Here is a 22,545-nt window from a genome sequence, read left to right as displayed (position 1 = left end):
GTCAGACCGCCATTCTGTTCTGGAGGTTCTTTGCGGTGATCTCGTCGCCGCGGAGCTCGTGCGCGATGCGGCCCCGGGCGACCACCAGCACGCGGTGGCAGCAGGCGACCAGCTCGGGGGCGTCGTCCGAGATCACGACGACGGCCATACCGCGGGCGGCCTCGCGCCGCAGCAGCTCGAGGATCTGCGACTTCGAGCCGACGTCGACACCGACCGTGGGGCCGTTGAGGATCAGCACCTTCGGGTCGGTCGCCAGCCACTTCGCGATCACCACGCGCTGAGCGTTGCCTCCCGAGAGGGAGCGGACGGGCGCCTGGGGGTTCGGGGCCTTGATGGACAGCTCGGCGAAGAGCCGGTCGATGGTCGCGCGGATCCGCCGCTTGTCGAGCGAGCGCCACGGCGTGCGGTGCGCGTCGAGGGAGCCCGCGATGATGTTGTCCGCGATCGGCTTCTCCAGGAAGAGGCCCTGCGAGAGGCGGTCCTCCGGCACGTAGCCGATCCCGGCGCGGACGGCGTCGCGGATGCTGCGCACCGCGGTGGGTGCTCCGTCCACGGCGATGATCCCGGAGGCGGCGGGCTGGGAGCCGAAGACGGCCTCCGCGATCTCGGTGCGGCCAGAGCCCAGGAGCCCGGTGATGCCGAGGATCTCGCCCGGGCGCACCGAGAACGAGACGTCGTGGAAGGCTCCGGGGCGGGAGAGGCCGACGACCTCGAGCATCGGGGGCGCCGACTCGTCGAGCGTGCTCACGATCCGCGATTCGTCGAGCTCGCGGCCGGTCATGTGCTCGGCGATGGAGCGGCGGTCGAAGTCGGCGACGGGGCCGCTGGTGACCACGCGACCGGAGCGCATGATCGTCACCCGCTGCGAGATCTCGAGGACCTCCTCGAGCTTGTGCGAGACGAACGCGAGCGCGACGCCGCGGCTGCGCAGCCGCTCCACGATCGTGAACAGCCGCGCCACCTCGGTGTGCGTCAGCGCGGTGGTGGGCTCGTCCATGATGATGACGCGCGCGTCGTTGACGAGGGCGCGGCAGATCGCGGTGAGCTGCTTGTCCGCGACCGAGAGGTCGGCGACGTCGGCGTCGAGGTCCAGGTCGAGCTGCAGCTCGTCGACGATGGCCTTCGCCCGGGGGCGCGCGGTGCCGGCGCGGTAGAGGCGGTGCTTCGCCGCGACGGCCGAGGTCAGCACGATGTTCTCGGCGACCGTGAGGTTGGGGAAGAGCGAGAAGTCCTGGTAGATGACCTGGATCCCGCTCGTGATCGCGGAGGTGGTGTCCATCCGGGAGCGGGTGTCCCCGTCGATGGAGATCTCGCCCGCGTCGGGGCGCTCGGCCCCGGAGATGATCTTGATCAGGGTGGACTTGCCGCAGCCGTTCTCGCCGGCGAGGCAGTGCACCTCCCCGGGGATCAGGTCGAGCGAGACGCCGTCGAGAGCGGTGACGCCGCCGAATCGCTTGGTGATGCCGCGGGCGCTGAGGATCGGAGCGGTGGTGCCGGGGGGAGCGTCGGTCATCGTCGACCTTCCTGAGGGTGCTCCGGGGCGCGCGGGCGGCGCGCCCCGGAGCGGGGGTGGAGGGGGATCAGAAGTCGTACTGCGCGGCGGTCTCCGCGTCGGCCGCGACGGACGCGTTCCCGACGAAGACGTTGTCGAACCCGTCGAGCTTCTTGAGCGAGTCGTAGCCCTCGACGCCGAGGTCGGTGCCCTCGGTGATCTCGCCGCCGTCGGCGAGGATCTTCGCGATCGACAGCTGGGCCTCACCGGCGAGGGCCGGGTCCCAGAAGAAGATCTTGTCGATGGAGCCGTCGGCCAGGTACTGGTTGGCCACCGACGGGATCGAGGTGCCCATCACGCACACCTGGTCCTGGAGGCCGGCCTCCTGCACCGCGCGCGCGATGCCGGGGACGTCGTTGCCGGCCGAGCCCTGGAAGCCCGCGATGTCCGGGTACTTCGCGAGGATCTCCTTCGCGCGCTCGTACGCGGTCTCCTGGTTGTCGGTGCTCTCGATGGGGGTCTCGACGCGGGTCATGCCGGGGGAGTCGGCCTGCTGCGTCTCGTATGCCGCCTCGACCCACTCCATGTGCGTCTTCGCGGTCAGCCCGCCGACGAACTGGACGTACTTCCCCTCGCCGCCCATGCACTCCGAGAGATTGTCCATGATCTCGGAGCCGTACGACGCGTTGTCGAAGGCCTCGATGTCGACGTCGACGTTCTCGATGCCGGACGCCTCGTGCGAGACGACGATGATGCCCTGCTGACGGGCCTGGGCGAGCACGTTGCTGAGCGACTCGGGCGAGTTCGGGACGACGGTTATGGCCGTCGGGCGCTGCGCGATCAGGTCCTGCACGATCGCGGTCTGCTTCTCGGGGCTGACGTCGTCGGCGCCCTCCTGGCGGGCGTCGATCCCGGTCTCGTCGGCGAAGTCCTGCACGCCGACGGCCATGCGCTGGAACCACGGAATGGTCTGCGCCTTGACGACGGTCACCATGACCATGTCGCCGGGGGCGGCCGAGCCGCCGCTGCCGGCGGCGGTGTCGGAGCCGGCGCCGACGGTCGTGCATCCGGTGAGGAGGATTGCGGCGCCCGCTGCGAGCGTCATGCCTCGGAAAAGTCGAGAGCGGTCCATTCGTTGACTCCTTCGTGAACGAGAGGATGGCGGCCGTTCGGCCTTCATCCGGTGCGGTGTTCTGACGCTGCTGTGTCGGAATCCGTCGCAGGAGCCCGACGCTAATCGCTGATCGAGCACTCCGTCAAGCGATAACGCGCAGATGCCTGCACTCTTTCGCGCATCCATCGGAAGAAGCGCGCGAATCGCGCATTGCCGGCGCAACGGCTGCGCCAGACCGCGCAGGTTCCCCGCGCGCCCGGCGGATTCGGCGTGCAGTCACCCGCGCATGCGCGCAATCTGCGCGTTTCCGCGCGCCGTCTGCGCCTCCTGCTCGCTCCGCCCCGTAGCCTCGACGGAGGCGAGACCAGGATCGAGGTGTGGGATGTCCCGTCAAGCAGAGATCGTCGACGCCCTCCAGGACGGCGGCTTCCAGTCGGTGCGAGACCTCGCGGAGCGGTTCGACGTCACTCCGTCGACGATCCGGCGCGACCTCGAGCGGCTCGAGGCGATGGACCTGGTCAAGCGCACGCACGGAGGCGCGATCCCGGTGAAGCAGTCCGAGACTCCCCACCACTTCAAGGAGGAGCTGCACCGCAGCGAGAAGGCGGCGATCGGGCGGGCGATGGCCGAGCGCGTCCTCGAGGGGCAGACGATCCTCCTCGACGGCGGCACCACGACGCTCGAGGTCGCCCGGCACCTCGAGAACCAGCGCCTCACCGTCGTGACCGGCGACCTCCGGGTCGCCCTCGCCGTCGCCCGCAAGCAGACGATCCACCTCGTCTTCATCGGGGGCGAGCTCCTGCCGAACGCCTTCTCGATGTGGGGACCCACCTCGGTGCAGCAGCTCTCGAACCTGCGAGTGGACGTCGCGATCTTCGGCGCCGACACCGTGGGCGACGACGGCATCTACAGCACCACCAGCTACGAGCTCGAGCTCAAGAGACTGATGATGGCGTCCGCACGCGAGGCGTTCTTCGTCGCCGACAGCTCGAAATTCGGTCGGGAGGCGCTGTTCAAGGTCTTCGGGACGGAGGACTTCACCGCCGGGATCACCGACAGCCTGCTCGACCCGCTGCGGGCGTCGCACTTCCCGGTGCCGCTCATCCAGGCGTCGATCCTCCCGCCCGACGGCAAGCGCGCCTAGACGCGCGGTCGGATCGCTGCGGTCCTCAGCGGAACGGAGGCTCCGTCATTCCTGCGGCGGGAGGGCGTCCGTCACTCCTGCGCGGCGGCCGCGAGGGCACGGTCGAGCCAGTCCGCGAGCAGCAGGCGCTCCGCGGGAGTGAGGCCGGCGAGCTCCGGCGCGAGTGCCCGGACGCCGACGAGGGCGGTGAGGCGCCCGCCGTCGCCGGAGGAGGGCGGATCGGTGAGGATCCCCGCGAGCACGACGTCGAGCGCGGCGTCAGGGAGGCCGGGGTCGCGGTCCTCGGCAGGGGTCGAGAGCAGGGTGCTGACCGTACCGACGCCCGCCGCCTGGATGAGGCCGACGGCGCGGTCCTCCGGCACGCGGAGGCGGCCCGCGGCGGCCACCCGCTGCACGCGCGCGGCGAGGACCCGTCTCCCGGAGAGCGCGGCCGGTGATGCGGAGGCGCGGCCCGGATCGACGATGAGGCGGAAGAGCGCGGGGTTGGCCAGGCCGAACTCCACCTGTGCGGCCCAGCCCGCGCGCAGATCCTCGACCGGGTCGACGCCGCCGGCGACGGCCGCCTCGACCGTGCGCGCTTTCGAGTCGACCCAGGTGGTCAGCACGTGCTCCGCGACCGCCTCGAGCAGGCCGTCCTTGTCGCCGAAGAGGCGGTAGATCGCGGGGGCCTGGAGCCCGGCCGCCTGGGCGACCGCGCGCGTGGTGACGGCCGCGGCGCCCTCATCGCGGAGGAGGCCCGCGGCCGCCTCGATGATGCGCAGCCGCGTGTCGGTCGGAGGAGTGGGGGTCACGTATCGACGGTAGCGCACTGTTGCTATCGGTGGAATTCCATGGTTATCTTCGCAGTGGTATCGCTGATACCCCTCATCGGAAGGCTCTCTCCATGATCATCGTCACCGGTGCGACCGGCGCTCTGAACGGCGCCACCGTCGACCATCTGCTCGATTCCGTCCCCGCCTCCGGAATCGCCGTCGTCGCCCGCGACGCCTCGAAGGCGGCCCGCTTCGCCGAGCGGGGCGTGGAGGTGCGCGTCGGCGACTACGCGGACCCCGCCTCCCTCCCGGCCGCCTTCGACGGAGCCGATCAGCTGCTCCTCGTCTCCTCGAGTGATCCGCGGGCGGACGCCGTCGCCCTCCACCGCACCGCCGTCGACGCGGCCGTCGCGGCCGGAGTCGGGCGGGTCCTCTACACGAGCCACCAGGGCGCCGCCGACGGCACCCCCTTCGGCCCGAGCCGGGACCACGCCGCGACCGAGCGCCTTCTGGACGAGTCCGGTCTCGCCTGGACGTCGCTCCGCAACGGCTTCTACGCGCACAGCCTGCACTTCTTCCTCGGGCCGTGGCGGGAGTCGGGAGTGATCGAGGTCCCCTCCGACGGCCGAGTCTCGTGGACCGCGCGGGAGGACGAGTCGGAGGCGGCCGCCCGGCTCCTCCTCTCGGAGAGCCCTCACGACGGGCCGGTCACGCTGACCGCGACCGAGGCGCCGACGTTCGAGGAGATCGCCGGGATCGCGGCCGAGGTCGGCGGGCGGAGCGTCGAGCTGCGCGTCCTCCCCGCCGACGAGTGGGTGGCCGCGCGCGTCGCGGCGGGTCAGCCCGAGTTCCTCGCGCGCTTCATGCTGGGGATGCACCAGGCGGCCGAGCGCGGCTTCTTCGCGGGCACCGGCCCCGAGCTCGGGCGCCTCCTCGGACGCGAGCCGCGCAGTGTCCGCGACCTGCTCGAGGGCGGGCCGGCGCCCGTCGCCGGGTGACGCCGGGCGGACGGCCCCGGGCCCGCCCGTGCGCCGAGGCACCGCGCAGCACGCCGACGCGCCGTCGAAGGAGCGGTGTCTCGGCCCGCAGGCGGTGTCTCGAGTCCGGATCCGCCGAGGCGCCGCGCTGTACGTCGAGGCGCCGTTGACGGAGCGGTGTCTCGGCGAGAGGGCGGTGTCTCGACCCCGCACGCACCCCGCACAACGACGGGAGCCCGCCGCACCGGTGAGGTGCGACGGGCTCCCGGGGAGTGCCGTGCGTCAGCCGCAGCTGCGCGCGCTGTACGGCGCGGTGGCCGTCGCGGTGACGGTCTTGCCGCCGACCGTGGCCGTGCCGGTGACCGTCGCCTGGCCCGCGGCGAGCTGCGTCGAGCGCACCGTGTAGGCGGCGGAGGCGGACGCGCCCGGCTTCACTCCGGCGAACGTCTTCACGCCCTCCGGGGTGCTGACCGAGACGTCCATCGGCACGGTGTCGCCGTTCTTGGCGACGACCGTCAGCACGACCTTGCCGGCGACGCAGCGCGACGTGGCGGTCGCGCTCACCTTCAGCGAGGACTGCACGGTGACCGTGACCTGCACCGGCATGCGCGACGCGTCCTGCGCGACGCCCGAGACCGTGAAGGTCCCGGCCGAGGCGTAGGCGGCGGGCGCGACGGCGTCCCAGGCCACGTCGACCGTGCTGGTGGTGCCGGCGGCGGTCGTGATCGTGGCGCGGGGCAGGACCGGCGCGGTGCCGGCCGTGGTCGTCGCGGTCAGCGGAGCGACCGAGGCGACGGCCAGACCGGGGGCGTAGCCCTCGAGCACCTTCTGGTACTCGGAGCGGGTCACCGGGATGACGGTGCCGTGGCGCGGCTTGCCGCCGTCGGCGTTCTGCGGCAGGCCCGTGCGGAGCTTGCTGCCGAGCGGCACCCACGAGTCGCCGTTCGCGAGGTCGTCCGAGCCGAACGGGATGTAGTGGTTCGGGCCGTCGTGGTAGTTCGGCTGGTCGATGAAGAGGAACCAGTCGAGACCGTTCACGTCGCCCTCGTTGGCGGGGAAGACGTTGGGGCCCTCACCGCTGGTGAAGGTCTTGCCGGGCTCGCCGTTGGGCAGGCCCGAGGCGACCCTCTCCTTGACCAGCGACCACTCGTCCGCCGGTCCGCCGGTGCCGGGCAGCGAGCCCGAGACGGTGGCGAGCAGGTCGGTGCTCTTCTCCTCGCGGAGGGTCATCGACGCCTCGTCCTTGGTGAAGCGGTAGTAGGTGTCGCCGTCCTTCGCGACCGTCGAGTCGATGGTGCCCTTGCCGGCGCCGCGCTTGACGTCGATCCACGGCTTCGCCTCCGAGAAGGAGGTGAAGTCCTCGGTCGTCGCGTACATCATCTGGTTGTAGGTGACGGAGGTGCGGTCGGCCGTGTTCGTGGTCGGGTACATGTTCGAGGCCCAGAACACGACGTAGGTCTGGAGCTCGTCGTCCCAGTACGCCTCGGGGGCCCAGGTGTTGCCGGCGAAGTCGGTGGAGACCTTGACGTGGCGCTGGGCGGACCAGTTCACCAGGTCGGTCGACTCCCAGACCTCGATGTACTTCGAGCCCGACTTCTGCGCGGTGTCGAAGCCGCCGGGGAGCCCGTCGATCTTCAGGTCGGTGGCGAGCATGAAGAACTTGTCGCCCTCGTGCGAGCGGATGATGAACGGGTCGCGCAGGCCCATCGTCCCCAGGTTCGAGGTGAAGACCGGCTTGCCGCCGTTGAGCGTGTTCCAGCTCAGCGCGTCGTTGCCCTTCGAGGCGGCGAGGCTGATGCGCTCGGCGCCGTCGCCCTCTCCGGTGAAGAACGCCCAGACGTACGCCTCGGTGTCGTCGGTGCCGGCGGGCAGCGGCTGCACCCGCAGGGTGAAGTCGCGGGTCCGGGTGGTGGATCCGCTGGTCGCGGTCGCGCGGACGACCACGTCGATCGCGGGGCTCCCGGTCGCGGGGCGGTCGACGTCGATGGTGCGGGTGCCGGCGGCGCTGCCGTCGCGGACGGTCGCTCCGCTCGGGCTGACGACGCTCCAGGCGATGCTCGAGCCGAGCGTGCCGGTGGAGGGCACCGAGACGTTCGTGCGGATGTCGCCGACGTTCGGGATCGCGATCGCGGCGAGGTCGCGCTGGACCTTCGTCGCGTCGTCCAGCTGCGCGGCGACGCGCACCGGGTAGTCGACCGAGCGGGTCTCGGTGCCGACCCTGTAGGTGGCGGTGAGGGTGGCGGTGGCGTCCGTCTGTCCCGCGGCGGGGCGCGTGACGGTCGCGGTGCCGCTGGTGATCGCGACGGCCGCGCTGTTCGACGTCCAGGTGATGCCGACACCGCTGGCGGTGGTGGGGACCGTGAAGCCGGCGGTCGCCTCCGTGGGCACCGTGACCGACGCGACGGCGCGGTCGAGGGCCTGCGAGGAGTAGAGCGCCTGCACGGAGCTGCTGCTGAGAGCGCTGTCGTAGACGGCGAAGTCGTCCATCTCGCCGTTCCAGCCCGGGTCGTTGTAGGTGGAGCGGGCGATGTAGCCGACCAGCGACGAGCCGAAGGACGCGACGTCGCGGGCGATCGCCGTCTGCGAGATCTGCGCGCCGTTCACGTAGACCGTGAGCTTGCCGGTCGTGCCGTCGATGACGGTCGTGTAGAGCGACAGGCCCGCGGGGGTGCGCGCGCCGAGGGTGGGGGTGCCGGTGGCTCCAGCGCCGACCTCGGTGTTGTAGGGAGCGCCCGCATTGACCGAGTTGGTGACGACCGACTTGGTGTAGCCGGAGAGGTTGCTCGGGTTGAGCAGCCAGTAGCCGGAGGAGAACGAGGCGCCGGACGCGACCGGCGCTCCGACGAACGCGGCGGCGACGTTGCCGGTGCCGCCCTTGTGGGAGAGCCAGGTCGAGAAGGTCAGGTCCTTCTTGCCGACGAGGCCGGCGGTGGGGATCTCGAGGTAGGGGGCGGCCGCGGCGGATCCGCCGGGGAGGCTGATGAGCCCGTTGCGGAACTGGGCACCGGAGCCGCGCAGCGTCGCGCTGTAGCCGTTGCCGCTGGTGTCGGCGACCGTGGTGCCGGTGGGTGCGGTGTCGAACGTGTAGTGGAGGAGCGGGGTCTCGGTGGCTCCGAAGGCGGAGCTGGGGACCGTGGCGCCGAGCAGCGCCGTGGCGGCGACGGTCGCGACCGCCAGAGCGGTCCTCACCGCCGATCGTGATCGTCTCATGCAGATGGCCCTCGTGATCGGGTGCGGCGTCGAGGCACGATCCGCAGGGCCGCGGAGGTGTGCGTCTTCGCACGGAATGTGAACGTGAACATCCTAGATCCCGGGGGCGGATCCTGACCAGACCCCGGGAGAGGTCTTCGGCGTCCTGCAGAACGTCGGCCGAGAGCGGGGTCCCTCGCCTGTCGACGACGGGGCCGTGCTCTCAGCCGACGTTCTGCAGGTGCCGGCCGGGTGGCACGATGTCCGCATGGCCTCCGACCGCCCCGTCCTGCTCGTCGTCGACGTCGCCGACGGCGGCCGCGAGGATCCCGAGTTCGAGATCGAGCTGCAGCTGCTGACCGCGAGCGTCGTCTCGGCCGCCACCGCCGCGGGCTTCGTGGTCGACCGGGTCGCCGCCGAGCAGGCCGGGACCGCCGAGCTCGAGCGCCGGCTCGCCGCTGCGGACGCCGTCGTGGTCACCGGAGGGGAGGACGTCGACCCGTCCCTCTACGGCGGCCGACCCGACGACCCGCATCGCGGCCAGTCCTTCCCCGCGGCCGACCGTGCGCAGATCGCGCTCGTCCGCCGCGCCGTCGAGACGCGGACCCCGCTGGTCGGGATCTGCCGCGGGATGCAGCTGGTGAACGTCGCCCTCGGCGGCGACCTCGTGCAGCACCTGCCCGGCGCCGGTCACGTCGGCCGGTCGGTCCCCGGCGAGCACCTGTCCGGCATGGTCGACCACCGCGTGGCCCTCGAGCCGGGCAGCGCCCTCGCCGGCATCCTCGGCGCCGCCGAGCTCGATGTCCGCAGCTCCCACCACCAGGCCGTCGACCGTCCGGGCGAGGGTCTCGTCGTGGTCGGCCGCGCCGACGACGGCACCGTCGAGGCTCTCGAGCACGAGTCCGCGCCGCTCTGGTGCGTGCAGTGGCACCCGGAGGACGCGGGCTCGCGCGGCACCGTGCTCACCGACCTGCTCGAGGCGGCGCTCGCCGCGACCGCTACTTGATCGACCCGCGCATCACTCCGCTGACCACCCAGCGCTGCGCGAAGAGGTACACGATCAGGAGCGGCGCCATCGCCATCAGGTAGGACGCGAAGGCGACGGTGTAGTTCGTGTTGAACTGCCCCTGGAAGACGTACTCGGCCAGCGGCAGGGTGCGGGCGGACGGGTCCGAGAGCACCACGAGCGGCAGGATGAAGTCGTTCCACGCCCACACGCAGGTCAGGATCCCGACGGTCGCGTTCATCGGGCCGAGCAGCGGGAAGATCACCTGCCAGTAGGTCCGCCAGGTCGAGGCGCCGTCGGTGCGCGCCGCCTCCTCGAGCTCGATCGGGATCGAGCGGATGAAGGCGGTGTAGATGAACGTGTTGATCGAGAGCCCGAACACGGCGTAGAGCAGGATCAGCCCGGCCTGGTTGTCCAGGCCCAGCAGGGCCGTCTCCTTCACCACCGGCAGCATGATGATCGGGAACGGCACGAAGACCGCGGCGAGCAGGTAGAAGTAGACGCCCTTGAAGAACGGCCTGTGCATGTTCCGGGCGACCGCGTAGGCGACCATCGAGTTCGAGAACAGCGTCAGCACGACGGCTCCGACCGTGATCAGCGCGGTGTTCACGAAGGCCTGCGGGAAGCGGGTCGCCGTCCACGCCTCGGCGAAGTTGCCCCACGAGATCGAGGTCGGCAGCTCGAACCCGGTGCCGCCGAGCTGGTCGGGCGTCTTCAGCGCGGTCACGACGGCGAAGTAGAGCGGCAGGAGGATCGTCAGCGAGCAGACCGCGATGAGCGCGGTCGCCCACCAGTTGATCCGGTAGGTGTCGCGGGAGGGCCGGCGCCGCCCCTCGGGCTCGCCGAGGGCGATCGCGGTCGTGGGGGTGATGGTCGATGTCATCAGAACGACGCCTCTCTGCGGCTGAGGACTCGGAACTGGATCAGCGAGACCACGATGATGATGAGGAAGTAGAGGACGGCGTTGGCCGTCTGATAGGCGTACTCGCCGCCCTGGAAGCCGCCGCGGTAGATCAGCAGCGTGATCGACTCCGTCGAGGTGCCGGGACCGCCGTTGGTGAGGGCGATGATGTGGTCGAACACCTGGAGGAAGTTCTTCATCGAGATGACCATGTTGATCGTGAAGAAGGAGGCGATCAGCGGGAACGTGATCGAGGTGAACTGCCGCCACCTCCCCGCTCCGTCGAGCGAGGTCGCCTCGTAGAGCTCGCCCGGGATGGTCTGGAGTCCGGCGAGGTAGATGATGATCGAGAAGGCCGAGGCCTGCCAGACCGCCAGCACCACGATCGCCACCCACGCCCAGTCGGCGTTCGCGAGGATGTTCTCGCCGATCACCGGGATCGCGCCGAGGATCTGCGGCAGCGAGTTCGCGAAGAGGTACTGGAACACGTAGCCGATGACCAGGGTCGAGAGCACGTAGGGGATGAAGTAGATCCCGCGGAACGCCGTCTGGAACTTGATCCGCGCGTTGAGGGCGACGGCGATGGCGAGCGAGATCATGTTCACGAGCACGGTCGCCACGATCGCGAAGCCGAAGGTGAACCCGTAGGCCTTCCAGACGCGGTCGTCCTGGAGGAGCGCGAGGTAGTTCGAGGCGCCGATCAGGTCCCAGGAGCCGTAGCCCGCGTAATCCGTGAAGCTGAAGAATATTCCGGTGAGGACCGGGACCGTGTGGAGCACGAAGAAGAGCAGGACGGCGGGGACCGTCATCCAGTAGAAGGTCTTCGAGGTGCGCCCGATGGTGCGCTTGCGGCGCGCGGGCGGCGGAGGAGTGGTCGCCACCGCCTGCGCGGCGGCCGTCGTGGTCGTGGTCATGGGGTCACTTCCTGGTCGTGCGTGCCGCGACTTTGCGCCACTCACTGTCGAGGGTCCGGAGCGCCGCGTCGGCGTCCCCGCTGGCGAGGAACGCCTGGAGCGTGGGGTTGAGCGGGATGCTCGCGGGGATCTGGTGGTCGACGAAGCCGATCAGCCGTCCCTGCTCGAAGTAGGGCTGCAGCTCGGCCAGCGTGGGGTCCGAGTTGGGTGCGGCGCCGACCAGCGGCGAGAAGGCGGCCTGGCTCGCGACGTACGGCTCGACGACTCCGGGGGTCAGCAGGAAGTCGACGAAGCGGCGGGCCGCGTCGAGCTTCGGAGTGCCGCGGCCGATGGCGACGGCCACGTCGACGCCCGAGGTGACCCGCGTGTCCGCGGGGTCGTCGAGCACCGGGTAGGGGAAGACGCCGAGATCGATGTCGGGGTTGTTCGTGCGCACCGGGTTGATCGCCCAGATGCCCTGCGGGTACATGGCCGCCTCGCCCGCGGCGAAGGCCTGGTTGCCGTCGTCGTAGCCGCGGCCGAACGAGCCCTCCTGCGTGTACGAGAAGAGCTGCCCGAGCCGCTCCATCGTCGTGGCGTAGTCCTTCGTGAACGAGACGGGGGAGTCGGGGCCGAGTGCCGCTCCCTCCTCGCGCATCGCGTCGAAGAAGCCGTCCGGCTGCAGCTGCCCGCCGAGCGCGTTGAAGGCGGGGGCGCCGGTCCAGTTGTCGAGCAGGGCGCCGTAGAAGGGAGTGATCCCTGCGGCGGTGAGCGTCTCGCAGACGGCGATCAGCTCGTCCCAGGTGGTCGGCACCTCGATCCCGTTCTCGGCGAAGATCGTGCGGTTGTAGAGGATCCCGTCCGCGTTGTTCGCGAAGGCGAGCGCGTTCACCTCCTTCCCCTCGAAGCTGCCGAGGGCGGCGAGGATGTCGAGGGCCGCCGGGTTCACCCGCTCGACCAGCTCGTCGCCGGTGAAGTCGTGGAACACGCCGGCCTTCGCGAGGTCGGCGTAGTAGCCGCTGCCGTTCAGGGTCAGCACGTCCGGCACCTTGTCCTTGACGAGCAGGGTGCGGATGGCCGTGTCGGGGTCGGGCACGTTGTTGGCGATGACCCGGATGTCCGGGTTGGCGGCCTCGAACTCGCGGATGATCCGCGCGAAGTCCTCCACCGCCTCCGCCTTGAACTGGAAGAAGTCGAGCGTGGTCACTCCGTCGCCGGCGCCCGGGGAGGCGCAGGAGGCGAGGGCGGCGGCGGACGCCGCGGCGAGCGGCACCGAGAGGAACAGCCGCCGGGAGAACCCGGGGGGATGCGGATGAGCGGACATGCGGCGCCTCCTTGCGCGTGGGGACAGGTCTCAGGGCGCGCTCGACCGCGGAGGGCGGTGCGAGAGCAGGTGCGGCGGCGGGGGAGCGGGTCGGCTCCGGAGCCGGGAGGGCGGGTCAGAGGGCGGTGAGCACGAGCACGACGAGCTGCTCCGGATCGAGGACGGGGGCCTGGAGCCCGACAGTGCCCAGCACGCGGCCGCGGAGCGCGGTCCCGTGCTCGGCCCAGCCGAGCGGCGACTGCCCGGGGCCGCCGAGCGGCGACGTGACCGGGGCGAGCGCTACGGAGTAGGTGCGCTCCGGGTCCAGGCCCGGGAGCGTGATCCGTCCGGGCGGGTAGGTCTCGCCGGTGCGCAGCTGGGTGAAGGTGAAGAGGGCGGCGGAGCGGTCGGCGGCGACGACTCCGGAGAGCGAGGCGGCGTCGTCGGCGAGGTCGGCGCGCACGACCGTCCCGGTGTGCAGCAGCGCCCGGTGCTCGCGGTGGAAGGCGACCCAGGCGGTCAGCTCCCCCTCGACGGCGGGGGCGAGATCCGAGACGTCCCACTCGATGCCGAGGTGGCCGGGCAGCGCGGTGCCGGCGCGGAAGGCGAGCGAGTGGGTGCGCTGCGTCGAGTGCGACCGCGGCCCTCCGATGTGCTGCCCCATCAGCTCGGGCGGCACCACCAGCTGGGTGAAGGGCTGGATGGTCTGCCGCTCGAGCGGGTCGATGCAGTCGCTCGTCCAGATGCGGTCGGTGCGGGCGAGGATCCCGAGGTCGACGCGGGCGCCCCCGGAGGCGCACGACTCGATCTCGACGCCGGGATGCCGGGACCGCAGCTCGTCGAGCAGGCGGTAGAGCGCGAGGACGTTCTCGTGGACGGCGGAGCGGCCGGTGGCGGGCGAGACCGCCTCGATCACGTCGCGGTTGTGGTCCCACTTGAGGTACGCGATCGGGTACTCGGTCAGCAGCGCGTCGAGGGCGTCGAGCACGTGCTCGAACGCGCCGCGCTGCGAGAGGTCGAGCACCTGCTGCTGCCGCCCCGAGGCCGGGAGATGGCCGGCCGGGCCGAGGATCCACTCCGGGTGCGCGCGGGCCAGGTCGGAGTCGGGGCTGATCATCTCGGGCTCCACCCAGAGGCCGAACTGCATGCCCAGGCCGGTGACGACGTCCGTCAGCGGAGTGAGGCCCTCCGGCCAGACCGAAGGGTCGACGGTCCAGTCGCCGAGCGCCGCGGTGTCGTCGCGGCGGCCGAGGAACCAGCCGTCGTCGAGCACGAAGCGCTCGACCCCGATCCGCGCGGCCCGCTCGGCGAGGGCGGTGAGGCGAGCGAGGTCGTGGTCGAAGTAGACGGCCTCCCAGGTGTTGAGGGTGACGGGCCGCGGAGCGACGGGGTGCTGCGGGCGGGCGCGGAGCGACGCGTGGAACCGGGCCTGCAGAGCGCTGAGCCCGTCGCCCCAGGAGCCGTAGGCGACCGGGGTCTCGTAGCTCTCGCCCTGCGCGAGCTCGATCTCGGCGGGCCGCAGCAGCTCGCCGGCCGCGAGGAGCGAGACGCCCTCGACGGTGCGCTCGGCGCGGAGCGAGCTGTCGCCGCTCCAGCCGAGGTGGACGCCGTGCACGAGCCCGCGCTCCCAGCCGAAGCCGGGCGTGCCCGCGGCGAGGAGGAGGGTCGCGTCGGCGCCGGGGCGGCCGCGGCGGGTGCGGCGGGTGTGCTCGCCGATGGTCAGCGGGCGGCGCTGGGGGTGGCGCTCGCGGAGGTGGTGCCCGGTGGTGTCGAGGATCTCGCGCGCGGTCGCGGGGAGGGGGAAGCCGAGCTCGAAGCGCTCGAGGCGGAACGGGCGGGCGTCGAGGTTCTCGACCCGGGCGCGCTGGGTGAGCAGGCCGGCCGCGTCGACCTCGAGGTCAACGGTCAGGCGCACGCCCGCACCGGTGGCGACGGTCCGGAGGGCGGAGCCGAGCGCCTCGATGCTCTCGACCTCGAACCGCTCCGACGCGGCCGCGCGCTCGTGGGTGCCCTCGAAGGTGGGGGCGTGCTGCCAGCCGTCGGCCTCGACGGCGACGAGCCCGAACGGCGCGAAGGCGTCGAGCCCGCCCGAGACGCGCTGGGGGAGGGCGGCGTCGGCGAGGGCGGATAGTTCGGCGGCGGAAAGATCTCCGAGCGCGGCGCCCCAGTGCACGATCGTGGGGAAGGTGACGAGGCGGGCGTCGACGACGACGCTGGTGCCCCCGTCCTGCAGGTGGAAGAGGCGCGATTCCCGGCCGGAGAGGGTCACGGAGTCGTTCGTGGGGGCGATGCTGCGGTGCATGGCTTATTTCTAGAGCAGAAGTAATAGGGGTGTCAAGAGCGATGCGGGTGGCCGGATCCGTTCCTGGAGCGGCGCGGTGCCGGTAGCTTTCTACCAGGCCGGAAAGAAGGAGCCCCGTGACCGACACCATCGTCGCCGAGGACGCCTCCGGGAGCTCGTCGGAGCTCCTGGCGCGCGAGGTCCTGATCCACGGTCCCGTCTCGCGGGCCGAGCTCGGCCGCCGACTCGGCCTCTCGCCCGCCAGCCTGACCCGGCTCGCGCGCCCGTTCCTCGACGGCGGCCTGGTCGTCGAGGGCCCCGAGCAGAGCACCGGAGTCGGCCGTCCCGCCCGCCCGCTCGACATCCGCGCCGACGCGCTCAGCTTTGCGGGCGCGAAGATCACCGGCACCGAGGTCCTCGCCGTCCGTACCGACCTGCGCGCGCGGACCGAGCGGGAGCTGGTCCGCCCGCTGCCGAGTACGGAGCCCGCCGACGTGGTCGCCGCGATCGTCTCGGTCGTCGACGAGCTCGGCGGCCCCTCCGCCTTCGCCGGCCTGGGCGTGACGCTCGGCGGGAGCATCGCCGCCGACGGCCGGGTGAGCCGCGCGCCGTTCCTCGGCTGGCGCGACGTCGACCTCGCTGCTCCGCTCTCGGCCGCCCTCGGGCTGCCGGTCGCCCTCGAGAACGACGTGGTCGCGCTCACGGGGGCCGAGCACTGGTTCGGGCGGGGCCGCGGCATCCCGCACTTCGCGGTGCTCACGGTCGGTGCGGGCGTGGGCTACGGACTGGTGGTGCACGACCGGGTGGTCGCGCCCCCGGAGGCGGGGCTCGGCCTGGGCGGCCACTACCCGCTGGATCCCACCGGCCCCGTCTGCGAGGCCGGCCACCGCGGCTGCTCGACCGCGATGCTCAGCCTGCCCTCGCTCCTCCGCCAGCTCTTCGTCGCCACCGGCCGCGAGCTGACCCTGGCCGAGGGCTTCGCCGCCGCTCGCGCGGGCGACCCCGGTGCCGAGCGCATCCTCGCCGACTCCGCCCGCGCGCTCGGGACGATGATCGCCGCGATCGGCAACCTCTCGATGTCCGGCACGGTGATCCTGGCCGGGGAGGGTGTCGCCCTCTACACGGAGCAGGCCGCGGTGGTCGACGCGGCGATCGCGGCCACGCGCGACCCGGACGCTCCGCCCCTGGCGCTGCTCGTCGACGACGGCGGGCTCGTGGAGTGGGCGCGCGGTGCCGCGGCCGTCGCGATCCAGCGGCTGCTGCCGCGGATCGCGCTCGGGACGCTGGGGTAGCGGGGCTCCGCGTCGAGCGGGTGCTCGGGGCACTGGGCTGGCGCGGGTCTGGGCGCCGAGCGGGTGCTCGGGACGCTGGGCTAGCGGGTCTCCGCGCCGAGCGGGTGCTCGGGATGTCGGCCCGGCGCGTCTACGCGCCGAGCGCCGAGCCGGGCAGGTCGCTCTGCAGGCCGTCGACGATCCGGCCGAACGCCGCGATCGCCTGGTCGTCGCCGAGACGACCGGAGTCGACTCCTCCGGCGATGCGCAGGACCTCGGCCCGGCGCTCCGCCCGCTCCGCCGCGTCGAGCCCGGAGGCCCCGATCGCTGCGGATGCGCGCACTCGCGCGACGATCGTGCCGACGTGCCATCTGCCGCGTGCCATCTGTCTCCTCCTGAAGTCCCCGCCCTTCTTCGGAGCGGACGCACACCCGGATGGGTGCGCGTCTCCGCGTCGTCCCCGTGCCGTTCAGGCGATGCGTCACGAACGGTCGTCATGCAGCCGCCGTGGCGACCGTTCGTGACGCATCGATCGGCCTGCGGGTGCCGGAGCGCCCGCTCGCACCGGCATGCCGTGCTGAGTCGCCCGAGAGGGCTCGTTCTCACGGCCGGGAACGAGCCTTCTCGGGCGACTCGCGTCGAGAGTCCGGCGGCGGCGGTCGCGGACAGGGGCCCTGGGCGCCAGAATGACGGCGAGCGGAGGGAGGCACGATGCGACGCCTCCGCGCCCTCGCCGCCGGGCTGCTCCTCCTGCCCGCTCTCGCGGCCTGCGCCCCGGGAGGCGCGGCAGACACCCCGACGAGCGGTACCGCGGCCACCACCCCGGCTCAGGCCGCACCCGACCCGGCCCGCTCCTCCGTTGCGGCCGGTCCGGCTCCCGGGGTCTCCGTCTCCGTCCAGCAGAACCGCTCCGACATCGCCGGCGGCACCATGGCCTTCGAGGTGCACAACGGGAGCGGCGCCCCGATCGAGGTCACCGCCGCCGGCCTCACCGACCCGCGCCTGGCCGCCCCGCTCACCTGGACCGGCGGCACAGGCGTCCCCGACGGGACCTCGCGAGACCTCCGCGTCGACGTGCCCGAGCCCGCCTGCCCGGCCGCGGAGGCGCCCGCCGCGCTCGAGGTCGTCCTCGCCATCGACGGCCACGGCGAGCACGCGTACCCCGCCGACGACCCGTTCTCGTTCGTCGACGCTCTCGCCCGGTCCGGCTGCTTCGCCCGCACCGTCGACGCCGACCTCGCCCTGCGGATCGACACGTCCGGAGGCGCCGCGCACGAGCCCGCGCGCCTCACGATCACCGCCGACGTCCGCGGCACCCCGATCGTGCTCCGCAGCGTCGACGCCACGATCCTCCTGCAGCCGCCCGACACCGCCGACGCCTGGACCCTCGACCGCTCCGTGCCCGCCGGGACCGCCGACTCCGTGGTCCTGGACGCCGTCCCCACCCGCTGCGACACCCACGCGCTCGCCGAGGACAAGGTCGGCACGCGCCTCCCGGTCACCGTCGAGACCGCGGGGCAGCAGGGCACCGTCGTCGTCGCCGCGACCCCCGAGCAGAAGGGCGAGCTCTACGCGTTCATCACCGCGTACTGCGCGTCCTGAGCGGGAACGAGCGGCACCGCACTCCTGCCGCAGCGGCCGACGCGTCCACCGACCCCGCTCAGCTCCGCGCGCCCCGCTCCGCCGCGCCCGCTCCGCTCACGCCGGCGCCGTGCTCAGCGCCTGCAGCCCCGTCACCCGCAGCAGGTCGAGCCGTGCCTCGTCCTCGCTGCCCGGCGCCACCGTGTAGACGACGATCCGCAGGTCGGTTCCCGGAGCCGTGAGCACGTCGCAGTCGATCGTGATCGGCCCGACGGGAGTCCGCGTCACCGTCTTCCGGCTCGCCCGATGCTCGGCGATGCGCGCCTCCGCCCAGCGCCGCTCGAACTCGGGGGACTCCTCGCGCAGCCGGGCGACGAGGGCGGCGAGCGCGGGATCGCGCGGATAGCGCCCTGTCGCCGCACGCAGGTCGGCCGCGAGGTCGCTCGCGAAGTCCTCCTCGTGCTGCGCGTCGAACTCGGTGCCCGCGTGGCCGGAGGTGAAGTGCCGCCAGACGAGGTTCCGCTCCAGCCCGGTGAACACCGACGGGTCGCCGTTGAGGGCGGCCCAGAGCGGGTTCCACAGCAGGATGTCGTGAGCTGCCGTGAACACCGCGAGCGGGACGTCGCCCAGGCGGTCGACGATCCGCTGCACGCCCGGGCTCACGTGCTGCGGCACGACTCCCGGCGAGGGGACGGCGGCACCGGCGACCCGGTAGAGGTGGTCGCGCTCGCTGTCCGTGAGCCGGAGCGCGACCGCGAGCGAGCGGAGCATCGACGGCGACGGGTTCCGCGCCCGTCCCTGCTCGAGCCGCACGAGGTAATCGACGCTCACGCCCGAGAGCGCCGCCAGCTCCTCCCGGCGCAGGCCCGCGGCGCGACGGCCTGAGCCCGCGGGCAGGCCGACGTCGGCGGGACGGATGCGGTCGCGCCACGAGCGCAGCACCGTGGCGAACTCCTCCATGCCGTCCATCCTCCTCCGCCCGCCGTCGCCGAGCCAGGTACTGCCGGTCCCCCCGTCGAGCGCGGCCTGGTCGAGGCTCGACGACCCGCGCAGGATGGGCCCATGACCACGACACTCATCACCGGAGCGAACCGCTCCCTCGGCCTCGAGACCGCCCGCCGACTCCTCGAGGCGGGCCACACCGTCTACGCCGGCATGCGCGACACCGCCGACGGCGACGCCGCCCGCGCGCTCGGCGCCCACCCCGTCCGCCTCGACGTCACCGATCAGGCGAGCGTCGACTCCGCGATCGCCTCCCTGCCCGGGCTCGACGTGCTCGTCAACAACGCCGGCGTGCTCGGCACCTCGTTCGGCGTCGACGACCTCACCCCGGAGGCGATGGCGGGCGTCCTCGAGACGAACGTCGTCGGCATCGTCCGCGTCACCCAGGCCGCGCTCCCGCTGCTGCGGGCCTCCGCGGCCCCGGTCGTCGTGAACGTGGCGTCCGGAGTCGGCTGGCCGCGCTGGCTGAGCACCGAGGGCCACGACGAGTTCCCCGTCACCGCGATCCCGTACGCGGCCTCGAAGGCGGCGGTCGTCGCGCTCACCGTGCAGTACGCCAAGAACCTGCCGGCGATGCGGATCAACGCGAGCGACCCCGGCTACACCGCGACCGACTTCAACGGCCACGGCGGGCACCAGACCGTCACCGAGGGCACGGACGCGACCGTCGCGCTCGCCCTGCTCGGCTCCGACGGGCCGACGGGCGAGTTCCACGACCGGCGAGGGCGCATCGAGTACTGAGCGGCGGGGCGGGCGCGGCCGGCTGCACGGCCGCCCCGACCCGGCGTGCGTCCGCGTCCGCTCGAGACGCGGTGAGGTCCCCGAACCCGCCCTCGGCGCACCGGCCAGCACATGGTGATGAGGTGTCCTGTCTGCGCGGTCACCGGTCCTCGGTGCTGGGCTGTGAGTGACGGCCGGAGCCGGGACGCTGCCCACCGCGTGACAGAGGGCCGGATGAACCGCCGGCCCGACGGTGCGTGCTCGCTCCGGTGCGCCTACCGACTCACCGCGTCTTCTGTCAGCTCTGCAGCTCGACCCCCCAGTTCGTCCTCTGGACGTCGGCGTCGAGCCCGCGGAGCTCCCGCGCCACGGCGTCCGCCTGCTCGCGCAGCTCCCGCACCGGCAGCGCGGGCAGGCGGCGCAGCTCGCTCCGGAGCTGGCGGTAGCCGCGCTCGCCGGCGGCCGCGTCGGCCGCGCGGGTCAGGAGGCTGTGCCGCGCGCGCAGGGCCTCGCGCCGGGCGAGCGCCGCGGTCAGCACCTCTCCGGTGGGAGTGGTCGCCGTCGCATTGGTGAGGTTGATCGCCGTGACCAGCCGCTCGAGCTCGGCCAGTGCGCGCGTGCAGTCGGCGAGCAGCTCGGCCGGGTCCTCGGTCGGCTCCTCTCCCTCCTGGTAGGAGGCGTTCGCGACGATCCGCGACTGGAGGGCCTCGATCCGCTTCTGCAGGTCGGCCCGCTCGAGGAGTGCTTCGGCGAGAGTCATGCGACCAGGCAAGCACACATCGACGCGACCCGCGCCCCTAGGCTGCGACCGTGCCGCTGCAGAACCATCCCGGAGACGTCGAGTTCCCCGTCCGCCCCCGGCTGCGCTACGCGCGGGCGGCCGATGCGCACCGGCGCGGTCAGGGCGCTGGGCGGCGCGCCCTCCTGGTGACGGCCTTCGCGGCTCCGGTGGGCCTGGTCGGCTTCGCGTGGGGGCTCGCGCTCGGCGGCGGAGAGAGCGTCGTCGCGTTCACGGCGTTCGCGTTCGCTCTGGCCTTCGGGCTGCTCGCCGCCACGGTCGGCTTCCAGCAGTGGGATGCGCGCACGCCGCGCCGCGAGCAGCTCGCGTACCTCGCCGCGGCCGGCTCGCCGACCCCGTCCCTCCGCCAGCAGCAGCTGCTCGCGCTCGACGCGGTCAGCGACTTCTCGTTCGCCGGCTGGAACTCCTCCCTCGCGTTCCAGCCCTCGTGGGCCGAGCTCCCGGAGGAGCTGCGGCGCCGGTACGCCGACGGAGCGAAGGGAGCGCCGTGGCAGCAGCTGCCGCTGCATCCGCTCGTCGAGCACCGGGTCGCGCTCGACCGCGACTTCCGCATCGCCTCGGCGGACGACGTCGAGCTGCTGGTCGCCGACGTGCTCACCCGCGGTCCGCTCTCGACCCGCTTCGCTGAGGTCTCGGCCTCCGACGACGCCGAGCGGATGCGCTCCCGCGTCGCCGCGCTCACCGGCGGCAGCGAGTTCCACCTCCTCGAGCTCGCCCAGGCGGTCGACGGGCGTCCGCCGCTGCTCCTGCTCGCGGGCGACGCCGAGCGCACGATCGGCGCGATCCGCTACGCCTACGTCGCCGGCTACCTCCCCGCGGCGCGCGCGTGGGAGCTGCTGGCCGCGGTCGGCGACCGCGTCTTCGAGCGCTACGCCGGCTGGGACGCCTACTGGGCCGACGCGGCCCTCGCGATCGCCTTCCGCACGGACTCCCTCGGCGCGGTGCAGCACCACCACCGCCTGCGCGCGGAGCTGGCCGCCTCGGGCTGGCCGGCGGCGTCGGTGCCGTACCCGGGCTGAGCGCGGGGCGGCTGCGGCGGGCTGAACGGCGGACGGCTGCGGCGGGCGGAGCCCCCGGTCCGGAGCGTCCCGACCGGCGGCGTGCCCGCGTCGTGACCTCCGGCCGCCGCGCGGCGCCACCGACCCCGGGGCGCTGCGGTCCGGGGTCAGCCCAGCTGTGAGGCGGGCACCGTCTCGAGGTGGAGCAGGTCGCGGCGCAGGCGCTGCGAGCGGACGTAGCTGCTCAGCACGTGCTCGGGCGAGGGCGGGGAGTCGCTCCCGCCGAGGAGGGCGCGCGCGGTCGTCAGGCGTGCCCGGCGGATCTCGTCGAACACCGTGGTGCCGTTCCGTGCGAACGTGCGCTGCAGCGTCCGCTTCGGCACGCCGAGGCGCTCGCAGATCTCCTGCACCGAGAGGCGGGGGTCGGTGGACATCGCGGCGATCAGGGCGAGCGCGCGCGTGTAGACGTCCTCGCTGCTCTCGCGCGGCAGCGAGGTCGCCAGCACGGCGCCCGCCAGCTGCTCGACGGCCGCCCGCACCAGGGGGAAGGCGGGGGAGTCGGCGTCGAGGGTGGAGCCGAACGTCGCGTTGACGGTCGAGAGCAGGATGCCGCGGCTGGCGGCGTCGGCCTCGGTGACGACGGCGCCGCGGTCGGCCGAGTCGACCAGGCCCAGCAGCGGTCGGTCGAGGGCGATCTCGGTGCGGGCGCTCGGGGTGTCTGTCACGATCGTGAACGGGGAGTCGCAGTGGAGGAAGGCGATGTCGCCCGGCTCGACCGGGACCTCGAGCGCCGCCGGGTCGTCCGGCTGGATCACGAGCACGCCCTCGAGCGGGATGATCAGGCGGACGCCGGGGCCGATGGCGGAGGCGCGGTGCAGGCGGGCCGGCGAGTGCCAGATCCGGAGGACCTCGACGCCGTCGCTGCAGAGGGTGTCGGCCACGATCCGGAACGCGCCGTTCGCGCGGACGTCGACCCCGCTCTGGGCCAGCCACGCGGCCGCCGCGGTGTCCCGGCGGGACACCCCGCGGTCGACGATCGGTCGGCTGCCTTCTGCGATTCCCCTCACGGCGGAGTCCTTTCCTCTGGCGCGTCCTCCGTGCGACGCGGTCCCTCTAGCCTGG

General features: G+C 72.8%; 19 protein-coding genes. 7 read left to right on the top strand and 12 right to left on the bottom strand.

All coding sequences use genetic code 11. The features are described from left to right. Position 1: 1 nt before the first annotated feature. Positions 2-1,513 carry a sugar ABC transporter ATP-binding protein gene (locus tag GSU45_RS15810; protein WP_159916384.1) on the bottom strand — a complete coding sequence of 504 codons (1,512 nt, stop codon included), beginning with the start codon at positions 1,511-1,513 and terminating at the stop codon, positions 2-4. A gap of 67 nt (positions 1,514-1,580) precedes the next feature. Further along, positions 1,581-2,597, bottom strand: a complete 1,017-nt coding sequence (locus tag GSU45_RS15805) for an autoinducer 2 ABC transporter substrate-binding protein (RefSeq protein WP_244248143.1) — start codon at positions 2,595-2,597, stop codon at positions 1,581-1,583. A 391-nt stretch (positions 2,598-2,988) separates the two neighbouring features. Between GSU45_RS15805 and GSU45_RS15800 the strand changes: the two genes are divergently transcribed. Then, a complete protein-coding gene (locus GSU45_RS15800) occupies positions 2,989-3,750 on the top strand; it encodes a DeoR/GlpR family DNA-binding transcription regulator (protein WP_159916380.1) in 762 nt (253 codons plus the stop codon). A gap of 71 nt (positions 3,751-3,821) precedes the next feature. On the opposite strand, the gene GSU45_RS15795 is transcribed toward GSU45_RS15800, so the two are convergent. Then, positions 3,822-4,541, bottom strand: a complete 720-nt coding sequence (locus tag GSU45_RS15795; protein ID WP_208543457.1) for a TetR/AcrR family transcriptional regulator — start codon at positions 4,539-4,541, stop codon at positions 3,822-3,824. A 92-nt stretch (positions 4,542-4,633) separates the two neighbouring features. Here GSU45_RS15795 and GSU45_RS15790 point away from each other — a divergent pair, with 92 nt between their 5' ends. Next, on the top strand, positions 4,634-5,500 hold the full coding sequence (locus GSU45_RS15790; protein WP_159916376.1) for an NAD(P)H-binding protein: 867 nt from the start codon (positions 4,634-4,636) through the stop codon (positions 5,498-5,500). Positions 5,501-5,761: 261 nt separating this feature from the next. Here the strand turns inward: GSU45_RS15790 and GSU45_RS15785 are convergent, their stop codons facing one another. After that, complete coding sequence (locus GSU45_RS15785) at positions 5,762-8,668, bottom strand: immunoglobulin-like domain-containing protein (RefSeq protein WP_159916374.1); 2,907 nt, start codon at positions 8,666-8,668, stop codon at positions 5,762-5,764. 268 nt (positions 8,669-8,936) lie between these two features. Here GSU45_RS15785 and GSU45_RS15780 point away from each other — a divergent pair, with 268 nt between their 5' ends. After that, entirely contained in the window at positions 8,937-9,674 is a 738-nt protein-coding gene (locus GSU45_RS15780; protein ID WP_159916373.1) for a gamma-glutamyl-gamma-aminobutyrate hydrolase family protein, read from the top strand. Here the strand turns inward: GSU45_RS15780 and GSU45_RS15775 are convergent. The 4 genes from GSU45_RS15775 to GSU45_RS15760 all read right to left on the bottom strand — a co-directional run bounded on the left by GSU45_RS15775 (position 9,667) and on the right by GSU45_RS15760 (position 15,073). Next, positions 9,667-10,557 carry a carbohydrate ABC transporter permease gene (locus GSU45_RS15775; RefSeq protein ID WP_347877594.1) on the bottom strand — a complete coding sequence of 297 codons (891 nt, stop codon included), beginning with the start codon at positions 10,555-10,557 and terminating at the stop codon, positions 9,667-9,669. The two genes, GSU45_RS15780 and GSU45_RS15775, sit on opposite strands and share 8 nt — an antisense overlap. After that, positions 10,557-11,489, bottom strand: a complete 933-nt coding sequence (locus GSU45_RS15770; protein WP_159916371.1) for a sugar ABC transporter permease — start codon at positions 11,487-11,489, stop codon at positions 10,557-10,559. The genes GSU45_RS15775 and GSU45_RS15770 overlap by 1 nt, the downstream gene beginning before the upstream one ends. A gap of 4 nt (positions 11,490-11,493) precedes the next feature. After that, positions 11,494-12,792: an extracellular solute-binding protein gene (locus GSU45_RS15765; protein ID WP_159916369.1), complete on the bottom strand. Its 1,299-nt coding sequence runs from the start codon at positions 12,790-12,792 to the stop codon at positions 11,494-11,496. A 115-nt stretch (positions 12,793-12,907) separates the two neighbouring features. Continuing rightward, complete coding sequence (locus GSU45_RS15760) at positions 12,908-15,073, bottom strand: alpha-galactosidase (protein WP_159916367.1); 2,166 nt, start codon at positions 15,071-15,073, stop codon at positions 12,908-12,910. 116 nt (positions 15,074-15,189) lie between these two features. On the opposite strand from GSU45_RS15760, the gene GSU45_RS15755 reads away from it, so the two are divergent. Continuing rightward, positions 15,190-16,344 (top strand): ROK family transcriptional regulator, encoded by a 1,155-nt coding sequence (locus GSU45_RS15755; RefSeq protein WP_159916365.1) that lies wholly within the window; start codon positions 15,190-15,192, stop codon positions 16,342-16,344. Between the two features lie 130 nt (positions 16,345-16,474). Here GSU45_RS15755 and GSU45_RS15750 read toward each other — a convergent pair whose 3' ends face one another. After that, the gene (locus GSU45_RS15750; RefSeq protein ID WP_159916363.1) at positions 16,475-16,708 is read right to left on the bottom strand and encodes a hypothetical protein; all 234 of its coding nucleotides are present in this window, start codon (positions 16,706-16,708) and stop codon (positions 16,475-16,477) included. 326 nt (positions 16,709-17,034) lie between these two features. Between GSU45_RS15750 and GSU45_RS15745 the strand changes: the two genes are divergently transcribed. Then, complete coding sequence (locus GSU45_RS15745; RefSeq protein ID WP_159916361.1) at positions 17,035-17,925, top strand: hypothetical protein; 891 nt, start codon at positions 17,035-17,037, stop codon at positions 17,923-17,925. A gap of 96 nt (positions 17,926-18,021) precedes the next feature. Here GSU45_RS15745 and GSU45_RS15740 read toward each other — a convergent pair whose 3' ends face one another. Next, positions 18,022-18,864, bottom strand: coding sequence for a helix-turn-helix transcriptional regulator (locus GSU45_RS15740; protein WP_159916359.1), 843 nt, complete (start codon positions 18,862-18,864; stop codon positions 18,022-18,024). 102 nt (positions 18,865-18,966) lie between these two features. Here GSU45_RS15740 and GSU45_RS15735 point away from each other — a divergent pair, with 102 nt between their 5' ends. After that, complete coding sequence (locus tag GSU45_RS15735) at positions 18,967-19,647, top strand: SDR family NAD(P)-dependent oxidoreductase (protein WP_104227483.1); 681 nt, start codon at positions 18,967-18,969, stop codon at positions 19,645-19,647. A gap of 277 nt (positions 19,648-19,924) precedes the next feature. Here the strand turns inward: GSU45_RS15735 and GSU45_RS15730 are convergent, their stop codons facing one another. Continuing rightward, entirely contained in the window at positions 19,925-20,386 is a 462-nt protein-coding gene (locus tag GSU45_RS15730; RefSeq protein WP_159916357.1) for a DIP1984 family protein, read from the bottom strand. Between the two features lie 50 nt (positions 20,387-20,436). Here GSU45_RS15730 and GSU45_RS15725 point away from each other — a divergent pair, with 50 nt between their 5' ends. After that, positions 20,437-21,444, top strand: coding sequence for a DUF1266 domain-containing protein (locus GSU45_RS15725; protein WP_159916355.1), 1,008 nt, complete (start codon positions 20,437-20,439; stop codon positions 21,442-21,444). Positions 21,445-21,590: 146 nt separating this feature from the next. Here GSU45_RS15725 and GSU45_RS15720 read toward each other — a convergent pair whose 3' ends face one another. Then, positions 21,591-22,490: a helix-turn-helix domain-containing protein gene (locus tag GSU45_RS15720; RefSeq protein ID WP_159916353.1), complete on the bottom strand. Its 900-nt coding sequence runs from the start codon at positions 22,488-22,490 to the stop codon at positions 21,591-21,593. Positions 22,491-22,545 lie beyond the last annotated feature (55 nt).

Source organism: Rathayibacter sp. VKM Ac-2801, assembly GCF_009834245.1.
Lineage (GTDB): Bacteria > Actinomycetota > Actinomycetes > Actinomycetales > Microbacteriaceae > Rathayibacter.
The sequence above is the reverse complement of the archived record's forward strand: the minus strand, read 5'-3'. Positions and strand labels throughout refer to the sequence as shown.

What these genes read in the sequence shown, in the direction of transcription:
- GSU45_RS15790 (WP_159916376.1), top strand. Translation starts at nt 4,634, where the DNA reads ATGATCATCGTCACCGGTGCGACCGGCGCTCTGAACGGCGCCACCGTC.
- GSU45_RS15730 (WP_159916357.1), bottom strand. Translation starts at nt 20,386, where the DNA reads ATGACTCTCGCCGAAGCACTCCTCGAGCGGGCCGACCTGCAGAAGCGG.
- GSU45_RS15780 (WP_159916373.1), top strand. Translation starts at nt 8,937, where the DNA reads ATGGCCTCCGACCGCCCCGTCCTGCTCGTCGTCGACGTCGCCGACGGC.
- GSU45_RS15760 (WP_159916367.1), bottom strand. Translation starts at nt 15,073, where the DNA reads ATGCACCGCAGCATCGCCCCCACGAACGACTCCGTGACCCTCTCCGGC.
- GSU45_RS15735 (WP_104227483.1), top strand. Translation starts at nt 18,967, where the DNA reads ATGACCACGACACTCATCACCGGAGCGAACCGCTCCCTCGGCCTCGAG.
- GSU45_RS15750 (WP_159916363.1), bottom strand. Translation starts at nt 16,708, where the DNA reads ATGGCACGCGGCAGATGGCACGTCGGCACGATCGTCGCGCGAGTGCGC.
- GSU45_RS15765 (WP_159916369.1), bottom strand. Translation starts at nt 12,792, where the DNA reads ATGTCCGCTCATCCGCATCCCCCCGGGTTCTCCCGGCGGCTGTTCCTC.
- GSU45_RS15805 (WP_244248143.1), bottom strand. Translation starts at nt 2,597, where the DNA reads ATGACGCTCGCAGCGGGCGCCGCAATCCTCCTCACCGGATGCACGACC.
- GSU45_RS15770 (WP_159916371.1), bottom strand. Translation starts at nt 11,489, where the DNA reads ATGACCACGACCACGACGGCCGCCGCGCAGGCGGTGGCGACCACTCCT.
- GSU45_RS15810 (WP_159916384.1), bottom strand. Translation starts at nt 1,513, where the DNA reads ATGACCGACGCTCCCCCCGGCACCACCGCTCCGATCCTCAGCGCCCGC.
- GSU45_RS15775 (WP_347877594.1), bottom strand. Translation starts at nt 10,557, where the DNA reads ATGACATCGACCATCACCCCCACGACCGCGATCGCCCTCGGCGAGCCC.
- GSU45_RS15745 (WP_159916361.1), top strand. Translation starts at nt 17,035, where the DNA reads ATGCGACGCCTCCGCGCCCTCGCCGCCGGGCTGCTCCTCCTGCCCGCT.
- GSU45_RS15800 (WP_159916380.1), top strand. Translation starts at nt 2,989, where the DNA reads ATGTCCCGTCAAGCAGAGATCGTCGACGCCCTCCAGGACGGCGGCTTC.
- GSU45_RS15740 (WP_159916359.1), bottom strand. Translation starts at nt 18,864, where the DNA reads ATGGAGGAGTTCGCCACGGTGCTGCGCTCGTGGCGCGACCGCATCCGT.